This window comes from Chelatococcus sp. HY11 (genome assembly GCF_018398335.1).
In the GTDB taxonomy this organism is placed as follows: domain Bacteria; phylum Pseudomonadota; class Alphaproteobacteria; order Rhizobiales; family Beijerinckiaceae; genus Chelatococcus.
Window position 1 is genome coordinate 2,410,001 of the sequence record NZ_JAHBRX010000001.1, and the last position, 23,850, is coordinate 2,433,850.

Sequence of the window (23,850 nt, forward strand, 5' to 3'; positions counted from 1 at the left end):
ATCCACCGATCAGATCGACACAATAAGGCACCGCGGCGAAAACTGCGTTGAGGCAGGTATCGATGGCCGCGGGCTTGCCCGGGAGCAGGATAATAAGGCTTTTGCCACGTGTGCCAGCGAGTTGACGGGACAGGATCGCGGTCGGCACCTCCTTGAGGCTTGCCGTGCGCATGGCTTCGCCGAAGCCGTCCAGGATGCGCTCGCACACATCCTCGGTTGCCTCGGGCGTCACGTCGCGCGGCGCGGGCCCGGTACCGCCGGTCACCAGGATCAAGCTGCAGTGGTGAACGTCCGCGAGCTCGCGTAGCGTAGCGGCGATCGTCCCGCGATCATCCGGCACAAGCCTCGCCTCACGCCGCCAAGGGCTCGCCAGTACATGGTCGAGATAGGCCGAGATCGCAGGCCCGCCCCTGTCCTCATAGAGGCCCTGGCTTGCCCGGTCCGACACTGTCACGACACCGATTACCGCCTCGTCCGCCATTTCCGCATCCATTCCGCCGCTCGCGCCGCGCCAGCGGGCGTTGGCCGCCAGCGCGCATCAAAGATTGGATCAAGGCTAGAGCAGATGGGGGCGAGATGGAATCATGGCCAGAAGGAAACCATGGCCAGAAAGAACACGGCCTGACGGAAGCCTCGCCTGACGGAAGCCTGGGGCTTGGAAGGCGCCAAACGGCAGGGCAAGCGCAGGAAAGCCGCCCCTGTTGGCATAGGGCGCGCATCGCCTTCATTCAAAAAGCCGCACACATTTTCTGCTCGATGCTCTATTCCTGTTTTGAAATCCAGTCCTGGGCAACGACTGCCCACAGGGTGGAACAGAAGGAAAAGCCCCCGTGAATGCTCAGACCTCTTCCGTTCTCGCGCGTATCGATGCTGATCTCGACCAGAGCCTGGAACGGCTGTTCGCTCTTCTGCGCATTCCGAGCATTTCGACAGACCCGGCCTACAAGGGCGACTGTGCCAGTGCCGCAGCCTGGTTGAAGGCGGATCTCGAGGCACTCGGCTTCGATGCCACGGTCCGCCCCACACCCGGGCATCCCATGGTGGTCGCCCATCAGAAGGAGGCGGGCAACGGCCCACATGTTCTCTTCTATGGCCATTACGACGTCCAGCCGGTCGACCCCCTCGAGCTTTGGTCCGCGCCGCCGTTCGAGCCGGCCCTGCGTGAAGATGAGACAGGCGCCAGGATCATCACCGGGCGTGGTTCATCTGACGACAAAGGGCAGTTGATGACCTTCATCGAGGCCTGCAGGGCCTGGAAAGCCGTGACCGGCGCTCTGCCCATCAAGGTCAGCATCCTGCTCGAGGGCGAAGAGGAATCGGGAAGCCCCAGCTTGAGGCCATTCCTCGACGCCAATCGCGATGAGTTGAAAGCCGATGTCGCGATGATCTGCGACACCGGCATGTGGGATCGCGACACACCGGCGATCACCACAATGCTGCGCGGCCTCGTCGGTGAGGAGGTGGAGATCACCTGCGCCTCGCGAGACCTCCATTCCGGCTTCTATGGCGGTGCGGCGCGCAATCCCATCCATGTGTTGTCCACGATTGTCGCCGGCCTGCACGATGCGGATGGACGCGTGACGCTGCCGGGATTCTACGACGGCGTACCCGAACTGCCCGCTGAGGTTCAGGAGCAGTGGCGCAACCTGCCCTTCGAGGAGAGCGCCTTTCTCGGGGAGATCGGCCTGGCTGATCCGGCCGGCGAGCGCGGGCGCAGCGTTCTCGAACAGGTCTGGTCACGCCCGACCTGCGAAGCCAATGGCATAACGGGCGGCTACACCGGCGAAGGGTTCAAGACCGTCATCGCCTCCAAGGCATCCTCCAAGATCTCGTTCCGCCTCGTCGGGCAGCAGGATCCGGACAAGATCCGAGCGGCCTTCCGCGCCTATGTCCGCAGCAAGGTGCCAGCGGATTGCAGCGTCACCTTCAAGGAGCATGGCGGCAGCCCGGCCATCAGCCTGCCTGTGGACGGCGAATGGCTCGGCCTGGCCCGTCAGGCACTCGGTGCGGAGTTCGGGCGCGATACCGCGCTGATCGGCTGCGGGGGCTCGATCCCGATCGCAGGCGATTTCAAGCGCATGCTCGCCATGGATTCCCTGATGATCGGCTTTGGCCTGAGCGACGACCGCATTCACTCGCCCAACGAGAAATATGATCTCGCCAGCTTCCATCACGGCATCCGCTCATGGGCGCGCATCATCGGGGCCTTCGCGGCCGCGCGCGGATAAGCCAGCCATGAGCCAGTCCTTGACGATCACGGGCAGAGATCCCGCGACAGGCCGCTCGCTCGCCATTGACATCGCAGACGGGCTGATCGCGTCGATCACGGCGGGGCCGAGGGACGAGGGCGCGTGGCTCGCGCCCGGCCTCGTCGACCTGCAGGTCAACGGCTTCAACGGCCATGACATCAACGGCGGCGGACTGACCATCGCGACGGTCGAGGCGCTGGTGAACGCCATGCTGCGGGTTGGCGTCACGACCTTTTTGCCGACGATCATCACGGCGTCGGAGGAGGCCATCGTCACGGCGCTCGGCGTGATCGCGGCGGCGCGCGCCGGCGATGCTCGCATTGCCCACGCGATCCCCAGCGTCCATGTCGAAGGCCCCCACCTGTCGCCGGAGGACGGCCCCCGTGGGGCGCACCCGCGTACTCACGTGCGGCCGCCAGATATCGACGAATTTCAACGCTGGCAGGCGGCAAGCGGCGGTCTGGTCGGGCTGGTGACACTCTCACCCCATTACCCGGAGGCGCCGGCCTATGTCCGCGCGCTGGCACGCCAGGGCGTCCATGTCGCGATCGGCCATACCAGCGCCGCCCCGGCCGAGATCACGGCCGCCGTGGACGCTGGGGCGACGCTTTCCACCCATCTTGGCAACGGAGCGGCGGCCACCCTCCCCCGCCATCCCAATTTCATCTGGACGCAGCTGGCCGAGGATCGCCTCGCCGCCACCTTCATCGCCGATGGCCATCATCTCCCCGCAGATACATTTCGTGCCATGCTGCGCGCCAAAGGCCTGGAGCGCGCGGTGCTGGTCTCGGATGCGGTCGCGCTCGGCGGCCTGCCGCCCGGTCTTTACGATCAGCCAATCGGCGGCCGTGTCGAGTTGACCAAGGATGGCCGGCTAGGCGTCGCCGGTACGCCATTCCTTGCCGGAGCGGTGCGCCCACTGGCCGATTGCGTCGCGCAGGCGACGATCATGGGGGGCCTCACACTCACTGATGCCCTGCGGCTCGCCACGGTCAATCCCGGCCGCTTCACCGGCAACCGCGGCGTCATCCGGGTGGGAGCGTCGGCTGATCTCATTCGCTTCCATTGGGCGCCCGGCGATCCGACCTTGTCGATCGAAGCCGTCTTCTCCCGCGGAGAACGGCGCGTCTGACGGCTACTCGCCATCTACTGGCGCGCCGAATGTGCAACCTTTCATCTCCGGCAACGTTGAAGCTCTGTGGTACAACGCGGAGAAACATCAATGCTGCCATTGGAGGCGCGACCCTGGGAGATCGTAACGTTTGCCACGACCTCGCCACCCGACCTGATTTCCCCCCCGACCGAGGTAACACCTCTTACAGGGCGGAAGATTGCACGGCGCATGCCGGCTCCGGCCATGCGGCTCGCATCCATCAGCTGCGCGGCGATGCTGGCGATCGGCGCTACGCTTGGCCCGATCTTCTACCCCGAGCCCGCAATGGCTCAAGAGCCTGTCGAGGCGGCGGCATGCCGGAAGGCTTCCATCGAGACACTGAGGCAAGCCGGCGGCAACTCGCCCTTGAAGGATGTCAAGCTCGATCTCGATAGTCTCACCATCGCGAAGGCCAATGCCGAGGTCGGCGGCGTCAAGATCCATACCGTGCTTATCGGTCAAGCAGCCATCCAGCGCGAAAACTCCGATGAGCCCCATACTTTTCTGTGTCTGCTTGGCGAGAAGGAGAAAGTGCTGATGACTTTCTTCACGAAGCGTTGAAGCAAGCACCAATACTGATAAGGGGTGCGGGGAACCATCAGCGGCTCTCATCCCGTCCATGGGCCTTGGCGCCAGCCGATACAAATGGGAAAATTATTGAAAATCAATATATTATTACATCAAGCGACTGATGATCCGAGAGAATCCCACGCCACATCTGTCAGATGCAGGTGCAACTAAAACTCCACCATCCCGCTAACGTTACTTCAAGCTCGATGACGCAGACCATGCGCTGGCCGGTATCCGGCTGAACAAGTTTGAGCTAGACTATAACCTGCGCACCATTTCCGCCCGTCCGCTTCAACTGCGGACCTGCGATATGAAGCGCGGCTTTTGAAACCGGCTTGCGTTCAAACGACTGAAGTGCATCGCCTCATATAACTTCGAGACCCTAGACTGCGAACAGTGCGTTGGGAGTGCGATAAGTCCATGATCGAGTTGAAACGCCGCAGCTTCGTCTCCGGTCTTGCGGCCGGCATCACCGGCCTTGGCCTCAGCGGCTGCGTGAGCCCGAATCCGGAACAGGCAGGCCCAGGTCCCGGTGCCGGGCGACGCATCGCCGATCGCGAGATCCCGCCTCCGGCGGACCTGCCGGCGTCCGATGGGCAGGTCGCCTCGTACTACGGCCCTGTGGATGGAGAGCGTTTCCCCATCCATGCCGTCAATCTCTCCGAGATCAACCCCGCGTACCTGCGTCGCTCGGTGGCCTATTCCACGACCGAACAGCCGGGCACGATCGTGGTCGATCCGCGCCAGCGCTACCTCTATCTCGTCCAGGAGAACGGGCGGGCGATGCGCTACGGCGTCGGCGTCGGTCGCGAGGGTTTCGGCTGGTCCGGCGCGGCGACCATCAATTCCAAGCAGGAATGGCCGGACTGGTATCCGCCGAAGGAGATGATCCAGCGCCAGCCCGAGCTGAAGAAAGTCGCGAGCCAGCTGCAGAGCGGCCTCGGTGTGGCCGGCGGACCGCGCAATCCACTCGGCGCCCGCGCCATGTATCTGTGGCAAGGCAACAAGGACACGCTCTATCGCATCCACGGCACTTTGGAGCCATGGACAATCGGCAAGAACGTATCGTCAGGTTGCATCCGCATGATCAACCAGGACGCGATCGATCTTTATCAGCGTGTGCCTGTCGGCACCAAGGTCGTGGTCCTGCCTGCCGGGGGCTCACACGCCTAAGATCATGGCGCGGGTCCGTCATCGATGTGACCGGGACGAGCCCGGCCAAGAAAGCTTCGGGTGGTGAAGCGCGATCAATCTTGGCGGCGCGGGTCCGATTCCGCGTCCAGATAAAGCCGGCAATCCGGATGCAGGCGCAATGCGCTCGCCGGGCACGCCGTATCCAAAGGGCCCTCAAGAGCGCGTTCGACAGCCTCGCGTTTGGCCGCGCCAGGCACCACGCAAAACAGGCGGCCGGCATCGAGGAGGCGCGGGACCGTGAGGGTCACGGCGCGCCGGGGCACATCCGCAATCGTCGCGAAGGCGCCATCATCGACCTGCTGCTGGCGGCACACATCGTCGAGCGTGACGATCTTGACCGCTTGCGGGTCCGCGAAATCAGCAACCGGCGGATCGTTGAACGCAAGATGTCCGTTGACGCCTATGCCGAGGCAGACAATGTCGATCGGTGCCGCCGCGAGGCTTGCCGCGTAAGCCGCCACCGCCGCGTCGGCGTCCGTACCGGGGTCGATCAGGTGGACGGCGGCAAAGGGCAACCGATCGAAAATCGCGCGACGCAACCAGCTCCCGAAACGCTGGGGCGCGTCTGCGGGCAGGTCGAGATATTCGTCCATATGGAAAGCCGTGACCCGTCGCCAGTCGATGCCCGGCTCCGCGATCAGGGACTGCAACATGTCGCTCTGGCTGACGGCGGCGGCAAAGACCATGCGCACACCGGCCTGCCTTGCCAATCGCGAACGGAGCTCGGTGGCAACGTCAGCCGCGGCGGCGCGTCCCATCTCCGGCCGCGTGTCAAAGGACAGAACGACCGGCCGCACAGCTTGCTGTCCTGCAACTGATTCCATCAGGCCTTCCCTCTCGACCTCATCATTCACCCGCCGCCGCCAAGGGTGACGGCATGCCGGTTCGCGTGCCCCGGGAGGTCGCGCATCCACCGCCGGCTTATGAAACTCCTATGCAACCGATTGCATGTCAAGCCACCGAAGTTCACCCCCTCGCCCCTATGCCGCGTTCGTCAGCAAGGCGATTTTCCGCTAGTCTCTTCGTATGATCAGATATTTCGAGAACAGTCGGGTGCGGGAAAAGGCTTGATGGACGACGAAACATCCCGGCGGCGCGTACCCACCATCGATCAAGTGGCAGCCTTGGCGGGCGTTTCGCGCGCCACCGTTTCACGCGCCTTCACCCGGCCGGAAATGTTGAGCGAAGCCACTGTCCAGCGGGTCAAGGCCATTGCCCGGGACGTCGGCTATGTCCCGAATCAGGTTGCGCGCGCGCTGAGCACCGGCCGGCACGGCAATCTGGCGCTCATCGTTCCCGATGTCGCCAATCCCTTCTTCCCCCCGCTGATCAGGGCCGCGCAATTGCGCGCCGACGAAGCCGGCTTCTGCGTTTTCCTCGGCAATTCCGACGAACTGGCGGCGCGTGAGGACGTCCTTGTCGGCCGTTTCACCAGTCAGGTCGAGGGAATGATCCTCGTGTCCTCGCGTCTCGATGAAGAGCGTATCCGGCTCTACGCCGAACGACGGCCGATCGTGCTCGTCAATCGCGACGTCGCCGGCATTCCGAGGGTACTCATCGACAGCGCGACGGGCATCACGGCCGCGCTCGCACACCTCATCGACCATGGCCATCGCCGCATCGTCTATGTCAGCGGACCATCGGCCTCGTGGTCCAACCAGCAGCGCCGCCTCGCTTTGCGCCGGGAGGCGGCCAAGCGTGGAGTCGAGATCATCGCCATCCCGGCGCGCCCTCCGACACATGAGACCGGCTACGCGGCAACGGGGCAGATTCTGGCCTCCAAGGCCACGGCCGCGCTAGCCTTTGACGATCTCGTCGCGCAGGGGCTTCTCGCGGGCCTGGCCGAACGCGGCATCGACGTGCCCGGCCAGTTCAGCGTCGTCGGCTGCGATGACGTGCTCGGAGCGACCACCTATCCCCCGCTCACGACCGTCTCCGCGCGTTGCAAGGAGGCGGGCCAGGTCGCGGCCGACCTGCTCATGGATCTTTTGAAGGTCAAAGCCATGCGCGACGTCCGCTATGTGCTTGAGTCCCATCTCGTCGTGCGCGGAACGACAGGGCCGGTCGCCGTCTCCTGATCGGTCTTCGTGCCGGCGATCGACGAACGCCGCTTGACACGCAACCGGTTGCACGACACTTTTTCAGGAGAGGCGATCCAGAGCGCCAGCGTCAGAGGGGATCCGATCATGACATTCGCAGGTTCGACATCCGGTAAGCCCGCACGGAAGCGGCCCATCCTTGCCATCACAGCGGCGGCGTTCTTTGCGTCCATGCTGCCCGCCCAGGCCGAGAAGCTCACGATCTGGGGCGGCTGGCCCGAGATGGAACCGTTCTACAAGCGCGTCGGCGAACAGCTGAAGAAGAAATATCCGGATCTGGAAGTCAGCGTCGAACTGATCGCACTGCGCGAACATGAAAAGCGCAATGCACTCGCGCTGCCTTCAGGGGCGGCTGCCGACGTGATCGAGATGGAGGTCGAGGCGACCCGCTATCTGGAAGGCGGCCTTGTTCCCGCAGCGCCGGACAATGTCGTGAAGTTCGTCAAGGACGGCAAGCATTTCGACAAGTTCTTCCAGGACAGCGTCACCTTCGAGGACAAGATCTACGGTGTGCCGCTGTTCCGCGGACAGACCGCGCTCTACTACAACACCGACATGTACGCGAAAGCGGGCCTCTCCGGCGCGCCGAAGACCATGGAAGACTACACCCCTTACGCCGAAAAGCTGACGCAGCGCGATGCGCAGGGCAAGCCGACGGTCAGCGGCTGGAGCCTGCGCCTGTCGGGCGGCGGCCAGGGCGTGGCCGAGAAGTTCTGGATCAACCTGTTCCAGTTCGGCGGCAATCTGCTCGAGGAGAAAGACGGCAAATGGAAGGCCGCCTTCGCCAACGAGGCCGGTCGCAAGGCTTTCAAGCAGTATGTCGAGAATGTTCAGGTCCTGAAGACCGTATCGCCGGAGATGAAGGCGGATGCGGAAGCTTTCGAGCTTGAGCAGACGGCCATGTTCATCCGCGAATCCTGGGTGATCGGCGACATCGCCAAGAAGTCGCCCAATCTGAAATATGCCACCGCGCCGCTGCCGCGCGGCTCCATCGTCATCCCGGTCAATCTCTATGTGCCGACGAAGCCGGGCAAGAAGGCCGACCTCGCTTGGGAATACGTCCTCCAGGCGAACGAGCCGGAAAACCTGCAGTGGCTTCTCGACAACATCGGCTGGTTGCCGAACCGGAAGGATGTCGATTACTCCGCCATCATCGCAAAGACGCCCGCCTTCGGCGCCTTCGTCAATTTCCCCAGTGACTACAAGTTCTTCTCCCTGCCCGCCATCGCACCGGCCAGCGAGATCCTGACCCGCGTCGCGGCGCGCCTCGTGGACGGCTATACCAATCCGAAGCTCCAGAGCGACGCGGCCATCGACGCCTTCCTCAAGGAAGCGGCGGCGGAGGTCGATACCATCTTGAAGCGCGAAGGCCTGCTCGCCACGCCGTAATCCGGCGTCGCGCAACACGTGCCTTCAGCGCATCGCCGGTGTGTTTCTTCTCCCCCGGAACACACCGGCGAATTTTCTTGGTCCCGAATGCGGAGAGAAGGCGTGCGGGAACTGGCCGGTACCTGGCATCGCAAGGGCTTTACTTTCGCCATCCTGGCGCTCCTGCCCGCGCTCATCATCTATACGCTCGTCCGTTTCATCCCCATTATCGAGACGTTGCGTCTCAGCCTGTTCCAGTGGAACCTGATCTCACGCCGCAAGCCCTTCATCGGGCTAGACAACTTCCGGGAACTCTTCACGGACTCCCTCTTTCTCGAGGCGTTGCGCAACACCACGATCATCGCCTTCGGCGTGCTGGCCATCACGGTGCCGCTTGGCCTTGTCCTTGCCGCGCTCATCCACCACCGCACACGGTCGCGTTTCGCGGGCTTTTACGAGACGTCGATCTTCATTCCGCACGTCGTCTCGCTCGTGCCCGCGGCCATGGCCTGGAAATGGATATTCGACGCGCGTCTTGGCCCTCTCAATACCCTCCTCGGCTTTTTCGGGCTGCCGCCGCAGGCCTGGCTTTTCGACCCCGTGCTCGCCATCATCTGCGTCATCGTTCTGTGCTCATGGCAAGCGCTGGGTTATGCCGTCCTCATCTTCCTCGTCGGCTTCAAGAACATTCCCCAGTCGCTCTACGAGGCGGCGCGGCTTGACGGCGCCTCGGCGCTGCAATGCTTTCGGCACATTTCCATACCGCAGCTCAAGCCGGTCCTTCTCTATGTTTCGGTGATCACGCTGATCGCGGCCTTCAACATCTACGCGCAGGTTTTCGTTCTGGCATCGGATTCGCAAGGCGCGCCGGGCCGGTTGGTCCGCGTGCTGGTGCTCGACATGCTAGAGAACAGCTTCCGCAACTATCGCGTGGGCTATGCCGCCGCCGAGGCGGTCATCCTGCTCGCCATCGTGCTCGCCCTCACCGCCATCCAGTTCAGAGTCTTCCGCGAAAAGGGCCGCCCATGAGCGACAGGTCCCTCCCCGCCGCCGAGGCCGGCCCAAGCGCGACGACAGGCGAGCGCGTCCTGAACGGCGTGATCGACGTCATCCTGATCGTCTTCTGCATCCTGATGCTGCTGCCGCTGGTGTTCCTGGTGTCGAACGCCTTCAAATCGCCGCAGGAACTGCTGCAGTGGCCACCCACCATCATTCCGCGTCAAGCGACACTGGAGAACATCACATCGGTTCTTGCCGAAACGCCTCTTCTGCGCTGGATCGGCAATACCTTCCTCTTCGCGGTCCTGTCGACCGTAGCCATCGTCACGACCTCGGCGGTGTCGGGCTATGTGCTCGGCAAATTCCGGTTTCCCGGTGTGCACATCATCTTCGGCATGATCCTCGCGACGGCCATCATCCCGTTCGAGGTCTATATGATCCCGCTCTACCTCGGGGTGCAGCAGCTCGGCCTTCTGAATTCGCTGTGGGGTTTGCTCATCGGCTATCTCGTGATGAGCTTCGGCATCTTCCTCATCCGCCAGTATGTCATCGCGTCAATTCCGGACGAACTGATCGAGGCAGCCCGCATCGACGGGGCGAGCGAGGGCTGGATCTTCCTGAGAATCGTCGTGCCGCTCATGCGTGGCCCGCTGGGGACGCTCGCGGTGCTCGCCTTCTTCCAGTCCTGGACGGCGTTCACCTGGCCGATGATCATCACAGCCACCAAGGAAAGTTACACGCTGGAAGTCGGGCTCGCGCTGTTCCAGACGGGCTTCACCGTCGATCTCGGCCGGCTCAGCGCCGCTGCGGCGCTTGCTCTCCTGCCCAGCATCCTGTTCTTCGCCTTCATGCGCCGCAATTTCGTGCAGGGCGTGGCATCGAGCGGGCTGAAGGAATAGCGGAGGGTTTGCCATGCGTTTTGCCTTTGCCAGGCGAGAGATTACGCCCGCGGCACCTACCGAACTCTCAGGGTTCGCAAGTCGCGCGGGGCTTGCCACCGGCACGCTCGATCCGCTGACGGCCCGGCTCCTTCTTGTGGAAGTGGCCGGGAGGCGCGTCGCCATCCTCGCCTTTGACCTCATCGGCGTGCCGGAAGATTTCCGAGCCCGGCTCGCTTCACATCTCCCTGCCGATCTCGATCTCGTGCCTTGCGCCACCCACACCCACGCCGGCCCGCCTGTGCTCGCCCGCTCCATGCTCGGCCATGCCGATCCGGCCTATGCGGACCGCCTCGTCGCGACGACCGTCGACCTCCTGCGAGAGGCCACCGCCGCGCTGCAGCCGGGCCGCATTGACGCAATCAAAGTGCCTGTGCCCGGCATCGCCCATAACCGCCGCCTCGACGATGGCCCCGTCGATCACAACGCCGATGCGGTGGCCTTCTGCACGGAGGATGGCGCGCTCGGCGCAGTCTGGATGAACTTCGCCTGCCATCCCGTCGTGCTCGGGCCGGACAATCTTCGCTACAGCGCGGATTTTCCCGGCGCCGCACGCCGCCGGCTGGAGGATCTTCTGTCCGCACCGGTGTTGTACACGACAGGCTGCTGTGGACAGATCAATACCGGCCACAAGACGATGGATTCGATCCGCCAGAGCGGGATGTCCAAACGTACGCCCGAAGAAGCTGAGCGGATCGGGACCCTGCTGGCAGATACGGTCGCGCCCGGTTTGCACGGGTTGAAGGGCCGGCCCGTGGAGACGCTCGCCTATGGCGAGACGTCACAGACCGCCGCTTTCACCGCCGTCGAGACCTCCATGCGTGTCCGGATCGCCCATGATGCGTCCCAGGTCTTGGCGAACCCCGCCGCGAGCTTTGGCGAGAAAGCCATGGCGCAGATCGACCGCGACTGGCTGACACATGAACACGCCGGCACCACCCTGACTGTGGGCGCGCTCCGGCTGGGCGATTTCACGGCCTTTTTCCTGCCCGGCGAGGTCTTCGTCGATCAGGCGCTGGCCTTGCAGGAGAAGGTCCCGGGAGCGTTGGTCGTCGGCTATGCCTATACCAATCCAGGCTATATCCCTCCCCTCACCGCCATCCCCGATGGCGGCTATGAAGTCGATATCGCCTGGCGTCCCTATGGTACGCCCGGTCCTTTCGCGCCCGGCACCGCGGAAGCTCTGGCAGAGGCTGCGCTGACGCTGGTCTGACGGATGCGCGTCAACATGACGGTCGCTCTGGATCCTCTTTCCCGGCGCTACACGCCGCCGGGAAGGGATCCATGAACATCGCCGGCCTAACTGCGTCCGATCAAGGCCGAGGCCTCATGGATGACGCAGTGAAACCGCGCTGACAGCCGCATTCACGCCCACTCCAGCGCCTTGCCCCCGGCGGCCGCGCTCTCCTGCGCGAGGATGGCGATGCGCGTCGCGCGCAACGCGTCGGCCGTCGGCACGGCGAGCGGCTCGCCCTTGGTCAGATGGTCGAGCGCGAAACGCGCCGGCGGTTCACCGGGTGGCAACGGCCACTCGCGCAAGGGCGTATCATGGGTTTCGACCAGGAGCTTGTCCTCGGCGAAGAGCACATCCGCCCGGCCACGGGTGCCGGTGATGCGCATGGCGTAATCCCCATGACGGGGCGAGGCCTCCGGCTGCAACCAGTCGACCTCGATGGCGATCTGAGGTCCTCCCTTGACGGTGAGGACCGCGCGTCCAGCGCCGGCAAAGTGCCGCTCGCCCGGCAGGGCCCCGACACCCGGCGCGTCGATGGCCGACACCCAGCCCGAGACCTTGCCCCGCGTGCCGCCGACGAGCCACAAGGCGAGATCGATATCGTGCACGGTGAGATCGGCGAGGATGCCGCCATATTGTCCGGCGTCGAACATCCAGTCCGGACGCCGCGCGGCATGGAACTTGTGCGGGCCGGTGGCATGGATCGTGACGATCTCGCCGATAACGCCATCGGCGATGAGGCCGCGCAGCGCCAGCGTGACCGGATAGAAGCGCTTCTCCAGCATCAACGCGACAAGCGGCCGCCCGGCAAGAGCTGCCTCCAGCGCATCAAGCCCGGCACGCGTGACCGCAAGCGGCTTGTCGACGATGGCGAAGATCCCGCGTTGGGCGAGTGTCGCGACGATGCCGGCGCGCGCGCCGAATTCCGTCACCACGGAAGCCGCATCGACGCGGTGCCGCTCGAGCATCGCCTCCACATCGGCGTAGCCGGGCGCCCCGGTGCGCTGCTCAAGGGTCGCACGGCGCGCCGGATCATGTTCGACGACGGCAGCGATGCCGACGTCTTCGCGGCGGGCGACCTCATCGAGCACATAGTCCACATGCTGGTGCGCCGCGCCGATGACCGCGATTTCAATACGCCTTGCCATGGCTTATCCCTCCGCGCCGACGGGAAATTCATCGGTCGAAACCGCGCGTCCTTCCTCCGACGAACGGTAGATGGCGCTTGCCACCCGAACGGCCTCGAAACCGTCGCGGAAACTCACGGCCGGCGCGCGCCGCTCGTGGATGGCGGCGATGAAATCCTGCCATTGCTGCACATGGCCGGCGATGCCGATATCACCCGGATTGGCGGCACCGCTCGCAATGCCGGAGCTTGCGCCCGGCGCCGGCACATCCGTGAAATCCCAGCGCACGACGCTTGCGTGCTCCACCGTGAAGGCCCCACGATCCGTAAACATGCGCAGACCGGCGGGGTGGCCCGGCGGCGTCGCCGTCGTGGTGACGAGCGTGCCGATGGCGCCGCTGGCGAAGGTCAGGATCGCCGCCGTCGTGTCCTCGATGGGCAGGTCGTGGCCCAGTGTCGTCGCGAGCCCTTGCACGCGCACCACCGGGCCGAACAGCCAGAGCATCAGGTCAAGGCTGTGAACGCCCTGGTTGAACAGCGAGCCACCGCCATGGCCGATCTCGGCGCGCCACGACTTCTCGCGATAGTACTCCGGCGAGCGCCACCAATGCACATCCGCCTCGATCAGCCGGGGCGCGCCGAGCCGCCCCGCGCGCAGGGCATCATGGATATAGACATGCTGCGGCTCGAGCCGCCGCTGCGAGACGACGCCACAGGTGAGCCCGGCCTGTTCGCCCTGCACGACGAGCCGGGCCGCTTCCTCCCAGTCCACGCACAACGGCTTCTCGACGAGCACATGCCGCCCGGTCGCGATAGCCTGGGCCGCCGGCGCGTAATGCGCGCCGCTCGGTGTCGCGATGACGACGATATCGAGATCGGCACCATCGATCATCGCCTCCGCTGTCGCGAACCATTGCGCTGCCTCGCCGCCAGCAAGCGCGGCAGCGTCCTCGGGCGCACCGCCGGCCACAGCCGCAAGCCGCAGGCTTTCGATCTCCGCAATGGCGCGCGCATGTGTCTGGCCAATCGCACCCGGGCCGATCAATCCAACCTTGAGATCCGGCATCCCCTCGCCCTTCCCTTTAACCCAACGCCTTCGCCATGGCCGCGATGACCGCCGCATGCACCACTTCATCGGCGAGCAGGACGTTCTGCGGCAGCCACCAGCTTTGCGCGGCGGTTTCTTCCGTGACGGGCAGATCATCCACCGGCCGGCCGCCGAGCGCGGCGACCTCGGCTCGGATGGCTGGCATGCGATTGATCGGCGGGTAACCGGCGCTTGCCGGAATGCCGGCCTCCTGCAGCGCGGCCACGACGGCATCGCGCAACGTCTTGTCGCGGCGGGCCGTCGCGAGCTGCCAGGGCATCAGATGACGCGCATGCCGGGTGGTACGCGCGGGATCCACGACCTGGACCGGCAGGCCCTCGGCTTGCGCCAAGCCGGCGAGGCTCTTCCAGCCCGCAGCACGCGCCGCATCCATCTCGTTGAGCGTGTCGAGCATCGCATCGGCTAGCACGCCCTGCATCTCGGTCATGCGCAGGTTCCAGCCGACGCGGTCGTGCTGATACCAGCCACCGCCACGGCTGCGGCCGGCGTTGTGCAGTGACCAGATGATATCGCCGAGCTCGGCGTTATCTGTGAGTACGGCTCCGCCCTCGCCCGCCGCGACATTCTTGCTGGTCTGGAAGCTTAGCGTCGCCATGTCGCCGAGCGTGCCGACGCGGCCGTCAACATGCGTGGCGTCGATCGCCTGGGCGGCGTCCTCGATCACGACGATGCCCGATCCGGCAAGCTGTTGCCTGATGGCATGAGCCTCCGCCACCGCGCCTGCGAGATGCACGGGAATGACGGCACGCGTCCTGGCGCCGACCTTCCGCCGCACGTCGTCCGGATCGATCATCAGCGTGGCGGGATCGATCTCGGCAAAGACGGGGATGGCGCCGAGAAGCAACGGGGCGCTCGCCGTCGCAAGGAAGGTATAGGCGGGCACGATGACTTCGTCGCCGGCGCGCACGCCCGCTGCCTTCAACGCAAGTGCGATGGCGATCGTGCCATTGGTGCAGCAGGTGGCCGCGCGCACGCCGTGCAAGGCCGCGAGCCGTCTGCCGAGCGCTTCCACGACATGCCCTTGCGTGCTGCCCCACAGGCCCGAACGCACGACTTCAAGCATGCGGCCCTCGACCTCCGCCGACGGCTTTGGCGGCCATGGAGGTATCAGACGCGCAAGTTCCGGTTGTGCCACGCCGGCTTTCAATACCTCTGCCATCGTCCTGAACCTCCACCTGTGCGCCCCTCGAACGCCGCCCGCGGCCGCTCTTCGATGAGCCCTGCACATTCGGGTTGGCCATGCTATTTCGCTCTATTCCGCGGCAAAGGTCAATGAAACCGATTGCATAAAATGAACCAAGGCCAAAACGCTACGGTGGCGCCACATTTTCTCCAGCAAATAAAGTGGTTTCCGTGAGGGAGTCCGCCCCCTGCGATAGCGCTTCGTTTCATGGAAAGACGCCATCTTGTCATGCCATCCAGGCACTTCATGCAACCGATCGCATGGCAGGAGCGGAAGGCGTGCGAGGGCTATGACGAATCATCGCCCCGCCGAAGGCGTCACCCCTGCGCGGCGGCTCACACGCCGAGCTATTCAGGGGTAGGCCCTGTTCAAATCCTATCCGCTGGTAGGGGCCTGGGCCTTGCCTGATATGGCCTTCCCCACCATGGCCGGGTTTCGTCCCGGCCCTCCCGACACGCAATGCCGGCGCGCTTCCGATCAGGGGCCGGCACAAGGCGGAGACAGCCGCGCGTCATGCGGGCACGGCTGTCATCGGCCAATCGCGCGGTCCAGATGCCTTGAGACGAAACCGTCCAGAAAGCCGTGAGGGCGAGACAGGCGTCAGGGAAGGACGGCGGTCGCCTCGATCTCGACCAGCGCTTCGGGCTCCACCAGCCGGACAACCTGCACGGTCGCCATGGCGGGGAAATTGCGGCCAAAGAACTCCCGATAAGCCGCCCCAAGGGCGCGGCCGTCGGCGAGATACGCGTCGATGTCGGTCACATACCAAGTGAGGCGCACCAGATGCTCGGGGCCGGCCCCCGCTTCCGCGAGGATCGCCGCGATATTGGCGAAGGTCTGACGGGCCTGCGCAACAAAGCCTTCCGGAAAGCGCCCTTCGGCGTCCCAACCGACGATGCCACCCGTCACCACGACGCGCCCTTCGGCCATCATGCCGTTGGCATAGCCCTTCGGGCGCGGCCAGCCAGCGGGCTGAAGAACGGTGTGCACGGGGCCGCTTTCGACAGGCGCCGTCGCTACCCCATCGGAATGTCCGTTGATCTTGTCCGTCATCGCGCTCTTGCCGCTCCCTCGATACCCCTGCCGGCCGCGATATACGCCGACCAGTTCACGCCCGCAGGTCTAATGACCTCCCGTGCCGACTTGATAATTTAAACTTGAAATATTTTCTGCGCAACCCGAGCCAAGCGGGACCTTCATGGTGCGTTGACAGGCACGACTGGAAGGCGCAAGAGGCCTTTGGAAAAGTACGATTCTTGGAAAAGCTAGGCTCCTGGAAAAGCCAAGGCTCCTGGAAAAGTCTTGTGAGACAGTCTTGCGAGAGCGCAAGCTGCCACTGATGGCCCACTTGCAGCTTTAATTCGCCCTTGCTTAAAGCAGGCAATCAGAGGCGCAGTGCCACAGACAATCACGCAACCGAGGTCTTAGCGCATGTTTTCACTTCAAAATCTGCTCTCGGTCGCAGAGGTCTTGCGGGACGTATCGCAGTCTCTCATCCTGCCGCGTTTTCAGAATCTGGACGACGGCGCCATCCGTGCGAAATCCTCGATCCACGACCTCGTGACAGATGTGGATGAGGCTGCGGAACGCGCCATCACGCCCGCGCTCAATAAACTTTTCCCAACGGCCGTAATCGTTGGAGAAGAGAGCACGGCGGCGGATCCGAGCTTGCTTGATCGCATCGGCGGCGCTGAGCTCGCCTTCGTGCTTGATCCGATCGACGGCACCAAGAACTTCGCCTCAGGCCTCCCGCTTTTCGGCGTCATGGTCGCGGCGATCGAACGGGGCGAAGTCGTCGGCGCCATCATCCACGATCCCGTGATGAATGACTTTGCCTGTGCCCTGCGTGGCGAGGGGGCCTGGGTGGAACATCGCGATGGTCGGCGCGTCGATCTGCGTGTCGCCGCGCCTGTGCCGATCGACGATATGAACGGGCTCGTCTCCTGGGCCTATCTTCCCGAGCCGGAGCGCTCGCGGGCAACCGCCAATCTGCCGCGCTTCGCCGTGACGAGCAGCTACCGTTGTGCGGCCCACGAATATCGGCTGCTGGCCGGCGGCCATTGTGATTTCGCGGTCTATGCGAAACTGATGCCCTGGGATCACGCGCCCGGCTGGCTCCTGCATCGCGAGGCAGGGGGATATTCCGCGCGGTTCGACGGCTCCGCCTATCGCCCGACGCTGCACGGCGGTGGGCTGATCTGCGCGTCCGACGCCGCAAGCTGGAACGCCATCAAGGACGCACTTTTTAGCGACTGCCGCTGAATTTCTCGCCCTCGACGCCTCTTCGCAAGGCTTCCCTGGGGACAAATCACCATCTTCAGAAATCTCTGCGATAGCCTCTTGCATTCCGTCCAGCTTTACGGCATGAAGCACCCATCGGCGCCGCAGCAGCGGTCGCCAGATGGATGCGGGTGTAGCTCAGGGGTAGAGCACAACCTTGCCAAGGTTGGGGTCGAGGGTTCGAATCCCTTCGCCCGCTCCAGTTTTTTCAAGAACATCGGTAAGTTAGAGTAGGCCCGCCTAGGCGGGCTTTTCTCTTTTCAGCGCTCCGGAAACGCGCGGAAACGGAGCTCTTAGCTCACCACTTCGCCGAGGAAGCGTCGGACGCCCTCGTATTCGCCGGGGCTATCGTCGTTTGCGCTCCTCTCGCGATTGCTGATACGCATAGCGGCAGCGGCGAAAGTCACGGCGCGTCGCTCCCTGGCTTCAGGATAGCATGGCATCCACTCACCGTCCGTACCGCTGAGGGCGCGATACGCGGCTTGCGCCGATCTCACCCACTCCTGTCGCAATCGCTCGTCCGTGAAGGTGATGCTCCGTCGCGTGCTCTCCGGCCCGTCGACCTTTGGTAGCCATACCGTGAGGCCGTGACGCGGGGCGCGGACAAACGCGCATTCCTGGAGCAAGAAACCATTCGTCCGGCAATCGAAGAGACTGCGGACTGACATGGCAACCCGCTTTCCGCATGAATTCTCAGGTGGCCAAAGTCAGCGCATCTGCGTTGTCCGAACGCTTAAATTTGCCGTAGATCAATCTGTCGGACCAATGCTGTTGCCTGCATTTATTGAGTGTCAGGAGGGCCGCGCGACAAGTTCCGCATATTCCACAAATGGCAATATTCCTGGCATGGGATTGTCCGCCCGCCAGGCGATACCTATGGAGATTTCCTGGCCTAAATCTTCCACGGGCCGCAGAACAACGTCGCTGCCGACAATGCCCTCGATCCATTCGGGGAGGAAGGTGATCCCGAGACCCGCGGCCGCCAACGCCAGTGCAGCTGTCGTATTCGATACCCTGATTCCGGGATCCGGCACTATGCCCGTTTCGATGATCTGGTCGTGAAGCGACTTGAAACTCGATAGGTCAAACCGGTCAAGAGTGAAGACGTCATGCCCGACAAAATCGGAAAGCATGAGAGTGGACCGGCTCGCCAGAGGCGAATGTTTTGGGATGACGGCGACAAATCTGTCCGACACGAGCGGCCTGTAGCGAATAACATTGCCATTGCTCGGTGGCCTCATGATTCCGACGTCGTACTCGCCACGCTCGAGAGCGCGTAGTATCTCGGATGAATCAAATATCCTGACATCAAGCCGCGTCTTTGGGAAACGTTTACGGAAACGCCGCAGAATAAGGGGAAGCAATCGGTGCACCGCCGGGTTGATTGCGCCTATCTTGAGTTGCTCTCCACCCGGATACATATCGCCAGCGGCCAGCTTCGAAAGAAGCACCGCTTCATCGAGCTTGGTCAGAGCTTCGCGAGCAAGCGGCAGAAACACCTCACCGGAAGGCGTGAGCTCCACGCTTCGGGTTGAGCGAATGAACAGTTGAACGCCAAAATGGGCTTCAAGCTTCCTGATTTGCTGACTAAGCGTGGGCTGCGTCATGTTCAGGCGCTTCGCACCGCGACCGAAATGCAACTCTTCGGCCAGCACGATAAAACACTTCATGCTCCACAGTTCAAGTGACTGGCTCATATCCGGATGATCGTACTCCATACTTTCGTGACTTCTGCGAAGACGCGCTGTCACCGACCGCACTGACATTTCAAAACAAAGGCCGCCCTCACCACCTCCACGAGACAGCGTCTCATCATAGCCGTCAAAGTCGAAGTTTTGGAAGGCATATTCGCCAGAGTTATGGGTTTTCGACAGGCGGGACGTTCACCGGGTGTTAAATGTAGGTGGGAACAGAAGGGGTTCGCAGTCAGCCTGTGAACCCCCTCGCCATGCAGCGCGTATTGGCGCGCTCCACATCAACTCCGGGCGGAATGATCAGAAGCGAGAACTCGATTTCCCCCGAGCCGTATGGCTTCTTCCCGAACCGCGTTCTGCAATATGTCGTCATTCACCGGGGTGCCGGCCTTCATCATCCTTTTATGAACATTACCGACAAGCTGACTACGTATCCGAAGTTCGAACGAAAGCGCCATCGAAGCAAGTCTGCGCCGCGCCGCCATGGGCCAGACGTAATCCTGGCGTTCACGTTCCGCGCAAAAATTGAAGTCGGGCAAATCGGGCTCGCCTCGCTCTTTCCTATTTGCCTCGGTTTTTGTTTTATCGATCTGTCCTTCGGCATCGAAAGCGACCGCGTAGACTTCGGCCGCTCGTTCGCGCGACAACATGCCATTCTCGATCTCCGTCGATATCGCACCAAGATCGCGTTCCATGGGATTTCCGAAGCCGCCCCCGGTCGGGCTCGTTATCCTGACCACGTCGTCCCGTCCCATCTCCAGGACAGAGATTTTACCGATCGATCGCTCGTCAGCGCGCCCCGGATTGACGACTGTCCTTCCGAGAAGCCCCTGTTCGCCACCCCGAAAGCCCCAAGGCGCAAAAACGAAGCGGTTCATGTTGCGAACGGTCATAACCGCGCGGTTGGCGGTGTTTTCCATCTCCATTTCAAGCGCTGCTCCGCTTGCGAAGCGACCGGCGCGCCTGCTGTCGGGAACAATACGGATCGCCCGCATGATCATCGGCGTCTCGACTTCGATCACTTCAGACGGAACCATCCGTTGCGAGTAGCGCACCTCGGTTCCATCAACGCCATCGCTGATCCGCCGACCACCGCCGCCGCCATGAATTGTATTGATAACATTGACCCGGTCACGACCGGTCCTTGGGTCAGGAGCGGAAACCACGATGACACCTGCCATACCGGCGCCTGCGGCTCCCACCCCTCCAGGGAGTGCCTGATTGAGGCACCCCATGATGATGTCGTAGGCTCGTGTTGCCGATGCTGCACGCGAACCGCCTGACGCGGGGAAAACTGCGTTTAGAACTGTACCGCGCGGCGCATGGGCGTGGATTGCACGCAGAATCCCGGAATTGCGAGGAGTGAGGGGATCCATCGTAAGGATGAAGGTGATCAGGCACTGCACCACATAGGGATGTGTCGTGGCGCCGGTGACAAGATTGTAGGCCGCGGCAAGTTGGGGATCAGTTCCGGTGAAATCCACATCCAGCTCACCATCCCGAACCGTCAGCGTAACGCTGAAGTAAGCGAGCTGTCCCTCGTTGATACCTTCCAGGTAGTCAGCAAAACTATAGACACCTTTTGGAATTTTCTGGATCACGGCGCGGGCTTTTGTCTCGGAGTAGCCGATGACGTCACGCATGCCTTCTTCGACCATATCACGACCATAGCGGTCGCAGAGCTCGTTTATACGTCGATCCATGCTCTTCAGGCCTGAGATCATAGCCTGGATGTCGCCCCAAAGCTCCGCCGGAATGCGGCTGTTGTCCTCGAAGATGGATTTGATCGTCTTATTGAGCACCCCTCCCTCGTAAAGCTTTGTCGGCCTCACCCGGAGACCTTCCTGAAAAACCTCCGTGAATGCAGGAGAAATACTACCAGGTACAGCGCCCCCGATGTCCGACGCGTGAACAAAGGACCAGCCGACTGCAATAAGTTTGTCTTCGCGAAAAATCGGATACAGCAACGTGACGTCCATCAGGTGCGTCACAAGGCCATCCGTACTGAACGGATCATTGGTGATGACGATATCGCCGGGCTTCAGGTTTTCGCGACCGATCGCGTCAAGGGTGGGACGAAGAGGAGAGCCTATGAAAACATTCACCCCCGACATCATCGGATAGGCGAACATGTCCCCATCCGGAGTGGCGAGAGCGCATTGATAGTCCTGAACCAGCTTCACAAAAGTCGTGTGAGCGGTGCGGTAGACCGCAGCCGAGGCCTCTTCGACAATTGCATTGAAACGATTGCTCATAATGGCAGTTCGAACAGCGTCCATTATAGCTTAGCTCCGGGTCATGAAGATCGCGCCATAGGCGCCTGTACGTGCGATGAAGTCCGGCGGGACGACGATCGTGGCTTCGGACTGCTCGATGACGGCGGGGCCGTGCACCGTCTCGTTGAGGCCGAGATCGGCCCTGTCGTAGACGCGAACCTCCGGGTACACACGCCCCTGGAACCGCATCGGCCGCGCGCCCTTCACCGGTTCTCCGGCTACCACGGACTTCGGCGATGCAGGTTCGGGAATGGACATTGCTCCACGCACTCGCATGCGCAGGTCGACAAACTCGACCGGCGACGCCGGATCGGCGTGGCTGTAGATCCGCTCGTGTTCCCTGTGGAATGCATCATGCATCGCCTTCATATCCTTGTTCTCCACCGCGAGATCCGGAAGGCGCACGTCAACCTGGAACGACTGTCCCACATAGCGCATCTCAGCCCAGCATTCGAAGTTCTCGGATACGAGGCGATCAGCCGACGCCTGACGGCGTAGCCACTCTGCCGCCTTCTGCTTCAGAACCGCAAACTTCTGCGCGATGACCTCGCCATCCACGTCAAAGCCGTGAACAGTCTCCATGGTATCGTTGCTCAGCTCGGAGACGAGGCCTCCCAGCGCGCAGAATACCGAGGGCGTGCTTGGAACCAGGACGCGGTTGACGCCGATTTCAGCGGCGAGTAGAGGGCCCTGAATGGCTCCGGCTCCACCGTAGACCAGCAAGGTGAGTTCTTCCGGATCAACGCCCTGCCTTGCGAGATACGGCAATACTCCTGCAACCATGTTCGAGCTGGCAACCGTGACACACATTTCCGCGGCCGTTGTTACGTCGGTACCAAGACCTTCGGCGATCGACGCCATGGCTTTAGCGGCCGCCGTTCGATCCAGTTGCATGGCTCCTCCGAGGAGCGCTTCCGGCAGGTAGCCAGCCAGAAGATAGGCATCCGTCAGTGTCGGCGCGGTCCCCCCGCGTCCAAAACATGCCGGGCCGGGGAATGAGCCCGCACTCTGCGGCCCGACGCGCAAGACACCCCCGTCGATGGATGCAATGGAACCACCTCCGGCGCCGATCGCCTCGATACCTGTGACTGGCATGACGACGGGGAAATCGCCGACTTCCGCAGCCGTTGACGTGTGGGCTTCTCCATCGCGCACAAGCGAGATATCCGTGCTCGTCCCACCCATGTCCATGGTGAGAACATTCTGCTCGCCGATCGACCGACCGAGATACTGTACGGCTGTGACCCCCGAGGCCGGGCCGGACAGGAGGGTATGCACAGGGAATGTCCGCGCTTCAGCGGCTGCCATTGCTCCGCCATTCGACCGTGTGACGAAGAGCTGCGATCCCGGAAGCCTGTCCGCAACATAGTTTTCGACTGCGCCAATGTATTCATTCATGCGTCGCCGGACGAAAGCATTGAGGACGCTGACGATCGCACGCTCGTATTCGCCGATACGCGGCCAGATTTCGCTCGAGAGACTAACTTCGGCGTCTTCACCGACGATGCGTCGGATCACACGCCCAACGGCTTTTTCATGATCAGCATTGGCGTAACTATGGAGGAGTGCCACAGCGAAGCCCGCAGCGCCCGCATTCGCCGCCTGACGTGCAAGGACCTCGACCGCCGCCTCATCGACCGGCGTTTCAACAGCACCGCCCCGCTGTAGCCGCTCATCGACTTCGAAAACCATAGCGCGATCAACCAGCGACTTTGTGCGGTTCTCAAATATGTTGAGAGGGTTACGAACGCCCATACGCTGAAGTTCGAGCAGGTCGCGGTAGCCCTTGGTCACGAAGAATGCGATCTTCGGACCCTTGCGTTCGATCACGGCATTGGTGCTGACGGTCGTCCCATGCATGACAAGCGCCGGCTCACCCTTTTCTGGAACGAGGCGTTCAAGCAGACGCTCGAAACCCTGTTTGAACCCGTTTTCGAAGTTCGGGGGCGTTGATGGAACTTTCAGGCTGATGATGTCCTGTTCCCCTTCGCGCCATCCGCAAAAGTCAGTAAATGTGCCACCGATATCGACGCCGATCCTAAGCATATCCGCTACTTCTCCTGATTGGACGCGCCTTACTGGCGTTGGAGAAACATTAGCTTTTCCTCTTTTGACGAGAGAAGTTGCAATTCGCCAGCATTGATTTGCTGTTCGAATAAATCCGCATATCAAAATCAAACCTGATCAGCTGACTACCAACATAGTCTTTGATCGAGATGTCCAACGCATTTCAGATCAGTCGGTCCCTGAAGAGCGCAAACGCCAAACGACTATCGCAGCGGCACATTCGGATGCGCCGACATAAGCGAGGAATTTCGCGGAATGAGATTGGGCTCAGTTTCTGGACGACCTGGCGTTAGATACGATCTCCGAAAAGCG

19 protein-coding genes and 1 tRNA gene (1 of these 20 running past the window's edge) are annotated in these 23,850 nt (G+C 62.6%); 11 read left to right on the forward strand and 9 right to left on the reverse strand.

The features are described 5' to 3' along the window. Positions 1–481, reverse strand: partial view of a molybdopterin adenylyltransferase gene (gene mog / locus KIO74_RS10995; protein ID WP_213332020.1) — the 5' portion only. Its footprint begins 53 nt before the window's first position; 481 of the gene's 534 nt are visible here — the first part of the coding sequence; it begins with the start codon at positions 479–481; its stop codon lies beyond the left edge, outside the window. A gap of 349 nt (positions 482–830) precedes the next feature. Between mog and KIO74_RS11000 the strand changes: the two genes are divergently transcribed. The 4 genes from KIO74_RS11000 (at position 831) to KIO74_RS11015 (ending at position 5,145) form a co-directional block, all read left to right on the forward strand. Beyond that, positions 831–2,228, forward strand: a complete 1,398-nt coding sequence (locus KIO74_RS11000) for a dipeptidase (RefSeq protein WP_213332021.1) — start codon at positions 831–833, stop codon at positions 2,226–2,228. Positions 2,229–2,235: 7 nt separating this feature from the next. After that, entirely contained in the window at positions 2,236–3,381 is a 1,146-nt protein-coding gene (locus KIO74_RS11005; RefSeq protein WP_213332022.1) for an N-acetylglucosamine-6-phosphate deacetylase, read from the forward strand. Between the two features lie 90 nt (positions 3,382–3,471). After that, positions 3,472–3,963 carry a hypothetical protein gene (locus KIO74_RS11010; protein WP_213332023.1) on the forward strand — a complete coding sequence of 164 codons (492 nt, stop codon included), beginning with the start codon at positions 3,472–3,474 and terminating at the stop codon, positions 3,961–3,963. Positions 3,964–4,392: 429 nt separating this feature from the next. After that, complete coding sequence (locus tag KIO74_RS11015; RefSeq protein ID WP_213332024.1) at positions 4,393–5,145, forward strand: L,D-transpeptidase; 753 nt, start codon at positions 4,393–4,395, stop codon at positions 5,143–5,145. A gap of 74 nt (positions 5,146–5,219) precedes the next feature. Here the strand turns inward: KIO74_RS11015 and KIO74_RS11020 are convergent, their stop codons facing one another. Further along, positions 5,220–5,990 carry a glucosamine-6-phosphate deaminase gene (locus tag KIO74_RS11020; RefSeq protein ID WP_249730946.1) on the reverse strand — a complete coding sequence of 257 codons (771 nt, stop codon included), beginning with the start codon at positions 5,988–5,990 and terminating at the stop codon, positions 5,220–5,222. Between the two features lie 246 nt (positions 5,991–6,236). Between KIO74_RS11020 and KIO74_RS11025 the strand changes: the two genes are divergently transcribed. The 5 genes from KIO74_RS11025 (at position 6,237) to KIO74_RS11045 (ending at position 11,783) form a co-directional block, all read left to right on the forward strand. Further along, positions 6,237–7,244 (forward strand): LacI family DNA-binding transcriptional regulator, encoded by a 1,008-nt coding sequence (locus KIO74_RS11025; RefSeq protein ID WP_213332025.1) that lies wholly within the window; start codon positions 6,237–6,239, stop codon positions 7,242–7,244. Positions 7,245–7,352: 108 nt separating this feature from the next. Then, a complete protein-coding gene (locus tag KIO74_RS11030; RefSeq protein WP_213332026.1) occupies positions 7,353–8,654 on the forward strand; it encodes an extracellular solute-binding protein in 1,302 nt (433 codons plus the stop codon). A 102-nt stretch (positions 8,655–8,756) separates the two neighbouring features. Beyond that, the gene (locus KIO74_RS11035; RefSeq protein WP_291962816.1) at positions 8,757–9,662 is read left to right on the forward strand and encodes a carbohydrate ABC transporter permease; all 906 of its coding nucleotides are present in this window, start codon (positions 8,757–8,759) and stop codon (positions 9,660–9,662) included. Beyond that, positions 9,659–10,531, forward strand: coding sequence for a carbohydrate ABC transporter permease (locus tag KIO74_RS11040; protein WP_213332028.1), 873 nt, complete (start codon positions 9,659–9,661; stop codon positions 10,529–10,531). Before KIO74_RS11035 ends, KIO74_RS11040 begins: the two co-directional genes overlap by 4 nt. 13 nt (positions 10,532–10,544) lie before the next feature. Continuing rightward, positions 10,545–11,783 carry a hypothetical protein gene (locus KIO74_RS11045; protein WP_213332029.1) on the forward strand — a complete coding sequence of 413 codons (1,239 nt, stop codon included), beginning with the start codon at positions 10,545–10,547 and terminating at the stop codon, positions 11,781–11,783. A 152-nt stretch (positions 11,784–11,935) separates the two neighbouring features. On the opposite strand, the gene KIO74_RS11050 is transcribed toward KIO74_RS11045, so the two are convergent. The 4 genes from KIO74_RS11050 to KIO74_RS11065 form a co-directional block, all read right to left on the reverse strand. Then, complete coding sequence (locus tag KIO74_RS11050) at positions 11,936–12,952, reverse strand: Gfo/Idh/MocA family protein (protein ID WP_213332030.1); 1,017 nt, start codon at positions 12,950–12,952, stop codon at positions 11,936–11,938. A 3-nt stretch (positions 12,953–12,955) separates the two neighbouring features. Continuing rightward, positions 12,956–13,996, reverse strand: coding sequence for a Gfo/Idh/MocA family protein (locus KIO74_RS11055; protein ID WP_213332031.1), 1,041 nt, complete (start codon positions 13,994–13,996; stop codon positions 12,956–12,958). A gap of 16 nt (positions 13,997–14,012) precedes the next feature. Then, a complete protein-coding gene (locus KIO74_RS11060) occupies positions 14,013–15,197 on the reverse strand; it encodes a DegT/DnrJ/EryC1/StrS family aminotransferase (protein WP_213332032.1) in 1,185 nt (394 codons plus the stop codon). 624 nt (positions 15,198–15,821) lie between these two features. Continuing rightward, complete coding sequence (locus KIO74_RS11065; protein WP_213332033.1) at positions 15,822–16,274, reverse strand: RidA family protein; 453 nt, start codon at positions 16,272–16,274, stop codon at positions 15,822–15,824. Positions 16,275–16,652: 378 nt separating this feature from the next. Here KIO74_RS11065 and KIO74_RS11070 point away from each other — a divergent pair, with 378 nt between their 5' ends. Together KIO74_RS11070 and KIO74_RS11075 are read left to right on the forward strand one after the other, a co-directional pair. Beyond that, complete coding sequence (locus KIO74_RS11070; RefSeq protein ID WP_213332034.1) at positions 16,653–17,483, forward strand: inositol monophosphatase family protein; 831 nt, start codon at positions 16,653–16,655, stop codon at positions 17,481–17,483. A 145-nt stretch (positions 17,484–17,628) separates the two neighbouring features. Then, positions 17,629–17,703, forward strand: a tRNA-Gly gene (locus KIO74_RS11075). Positions 17,704–18,292: 589 nt separating this feature from the next. Here KIO74_RS11075 and KIO74_RS11080 read toward each other — a convergent pair. The 3 genes from KIO74_RS11080 to KIO74_RS11090 all read right to left on the reverse strand — a co-directional run bounded on the left by KIO74_RS11080 (position 18,293) and on the right by KIO74_RS11090 (position 23,517). Next, the gene (locus tag KIO74_RS11080) at positions 18,293–19,219 is read right to left on the reverse strand and encodes a LysR family transcriptional regulator (protein ID WP_249730947.1); all 927 of its coding nucleotides are present in this window, start codon (positions 19,217–19,219) and stop codon (positions 18,293–18,295) included. A gap of 257 nt (positions 19,220–19,476) precedes the next feature. Further along, complete coding sequence (locus tag KIO74_RS11085; RefSeq protein WP_213332035.1) at positions 19,477–21,474, reverse strand: hydantoinase B/oxoprolinase family protein; 1,998 nt, start codon at positions 21,472–21,474, stop codon at positions 19,477–19,479. A gap of 6 nt (positions 21,475–21,480) precedes the next feature. After that, the gene (locus tag KIO74_RS11090; RefSeq protein ID WP_213332036.1) at positions 21,481–23,517 is read right to left on the reverse strand and encodes a hydantoinase/oxoprolinase family protein; all 2,037 of its coding nucleotides are present in this window, start codon (positions 23,515–23,517) and stop codon (positions 21,481–21,483) included. Positions 23,518–23,850 lie beyond the last annotated feature (333 nt).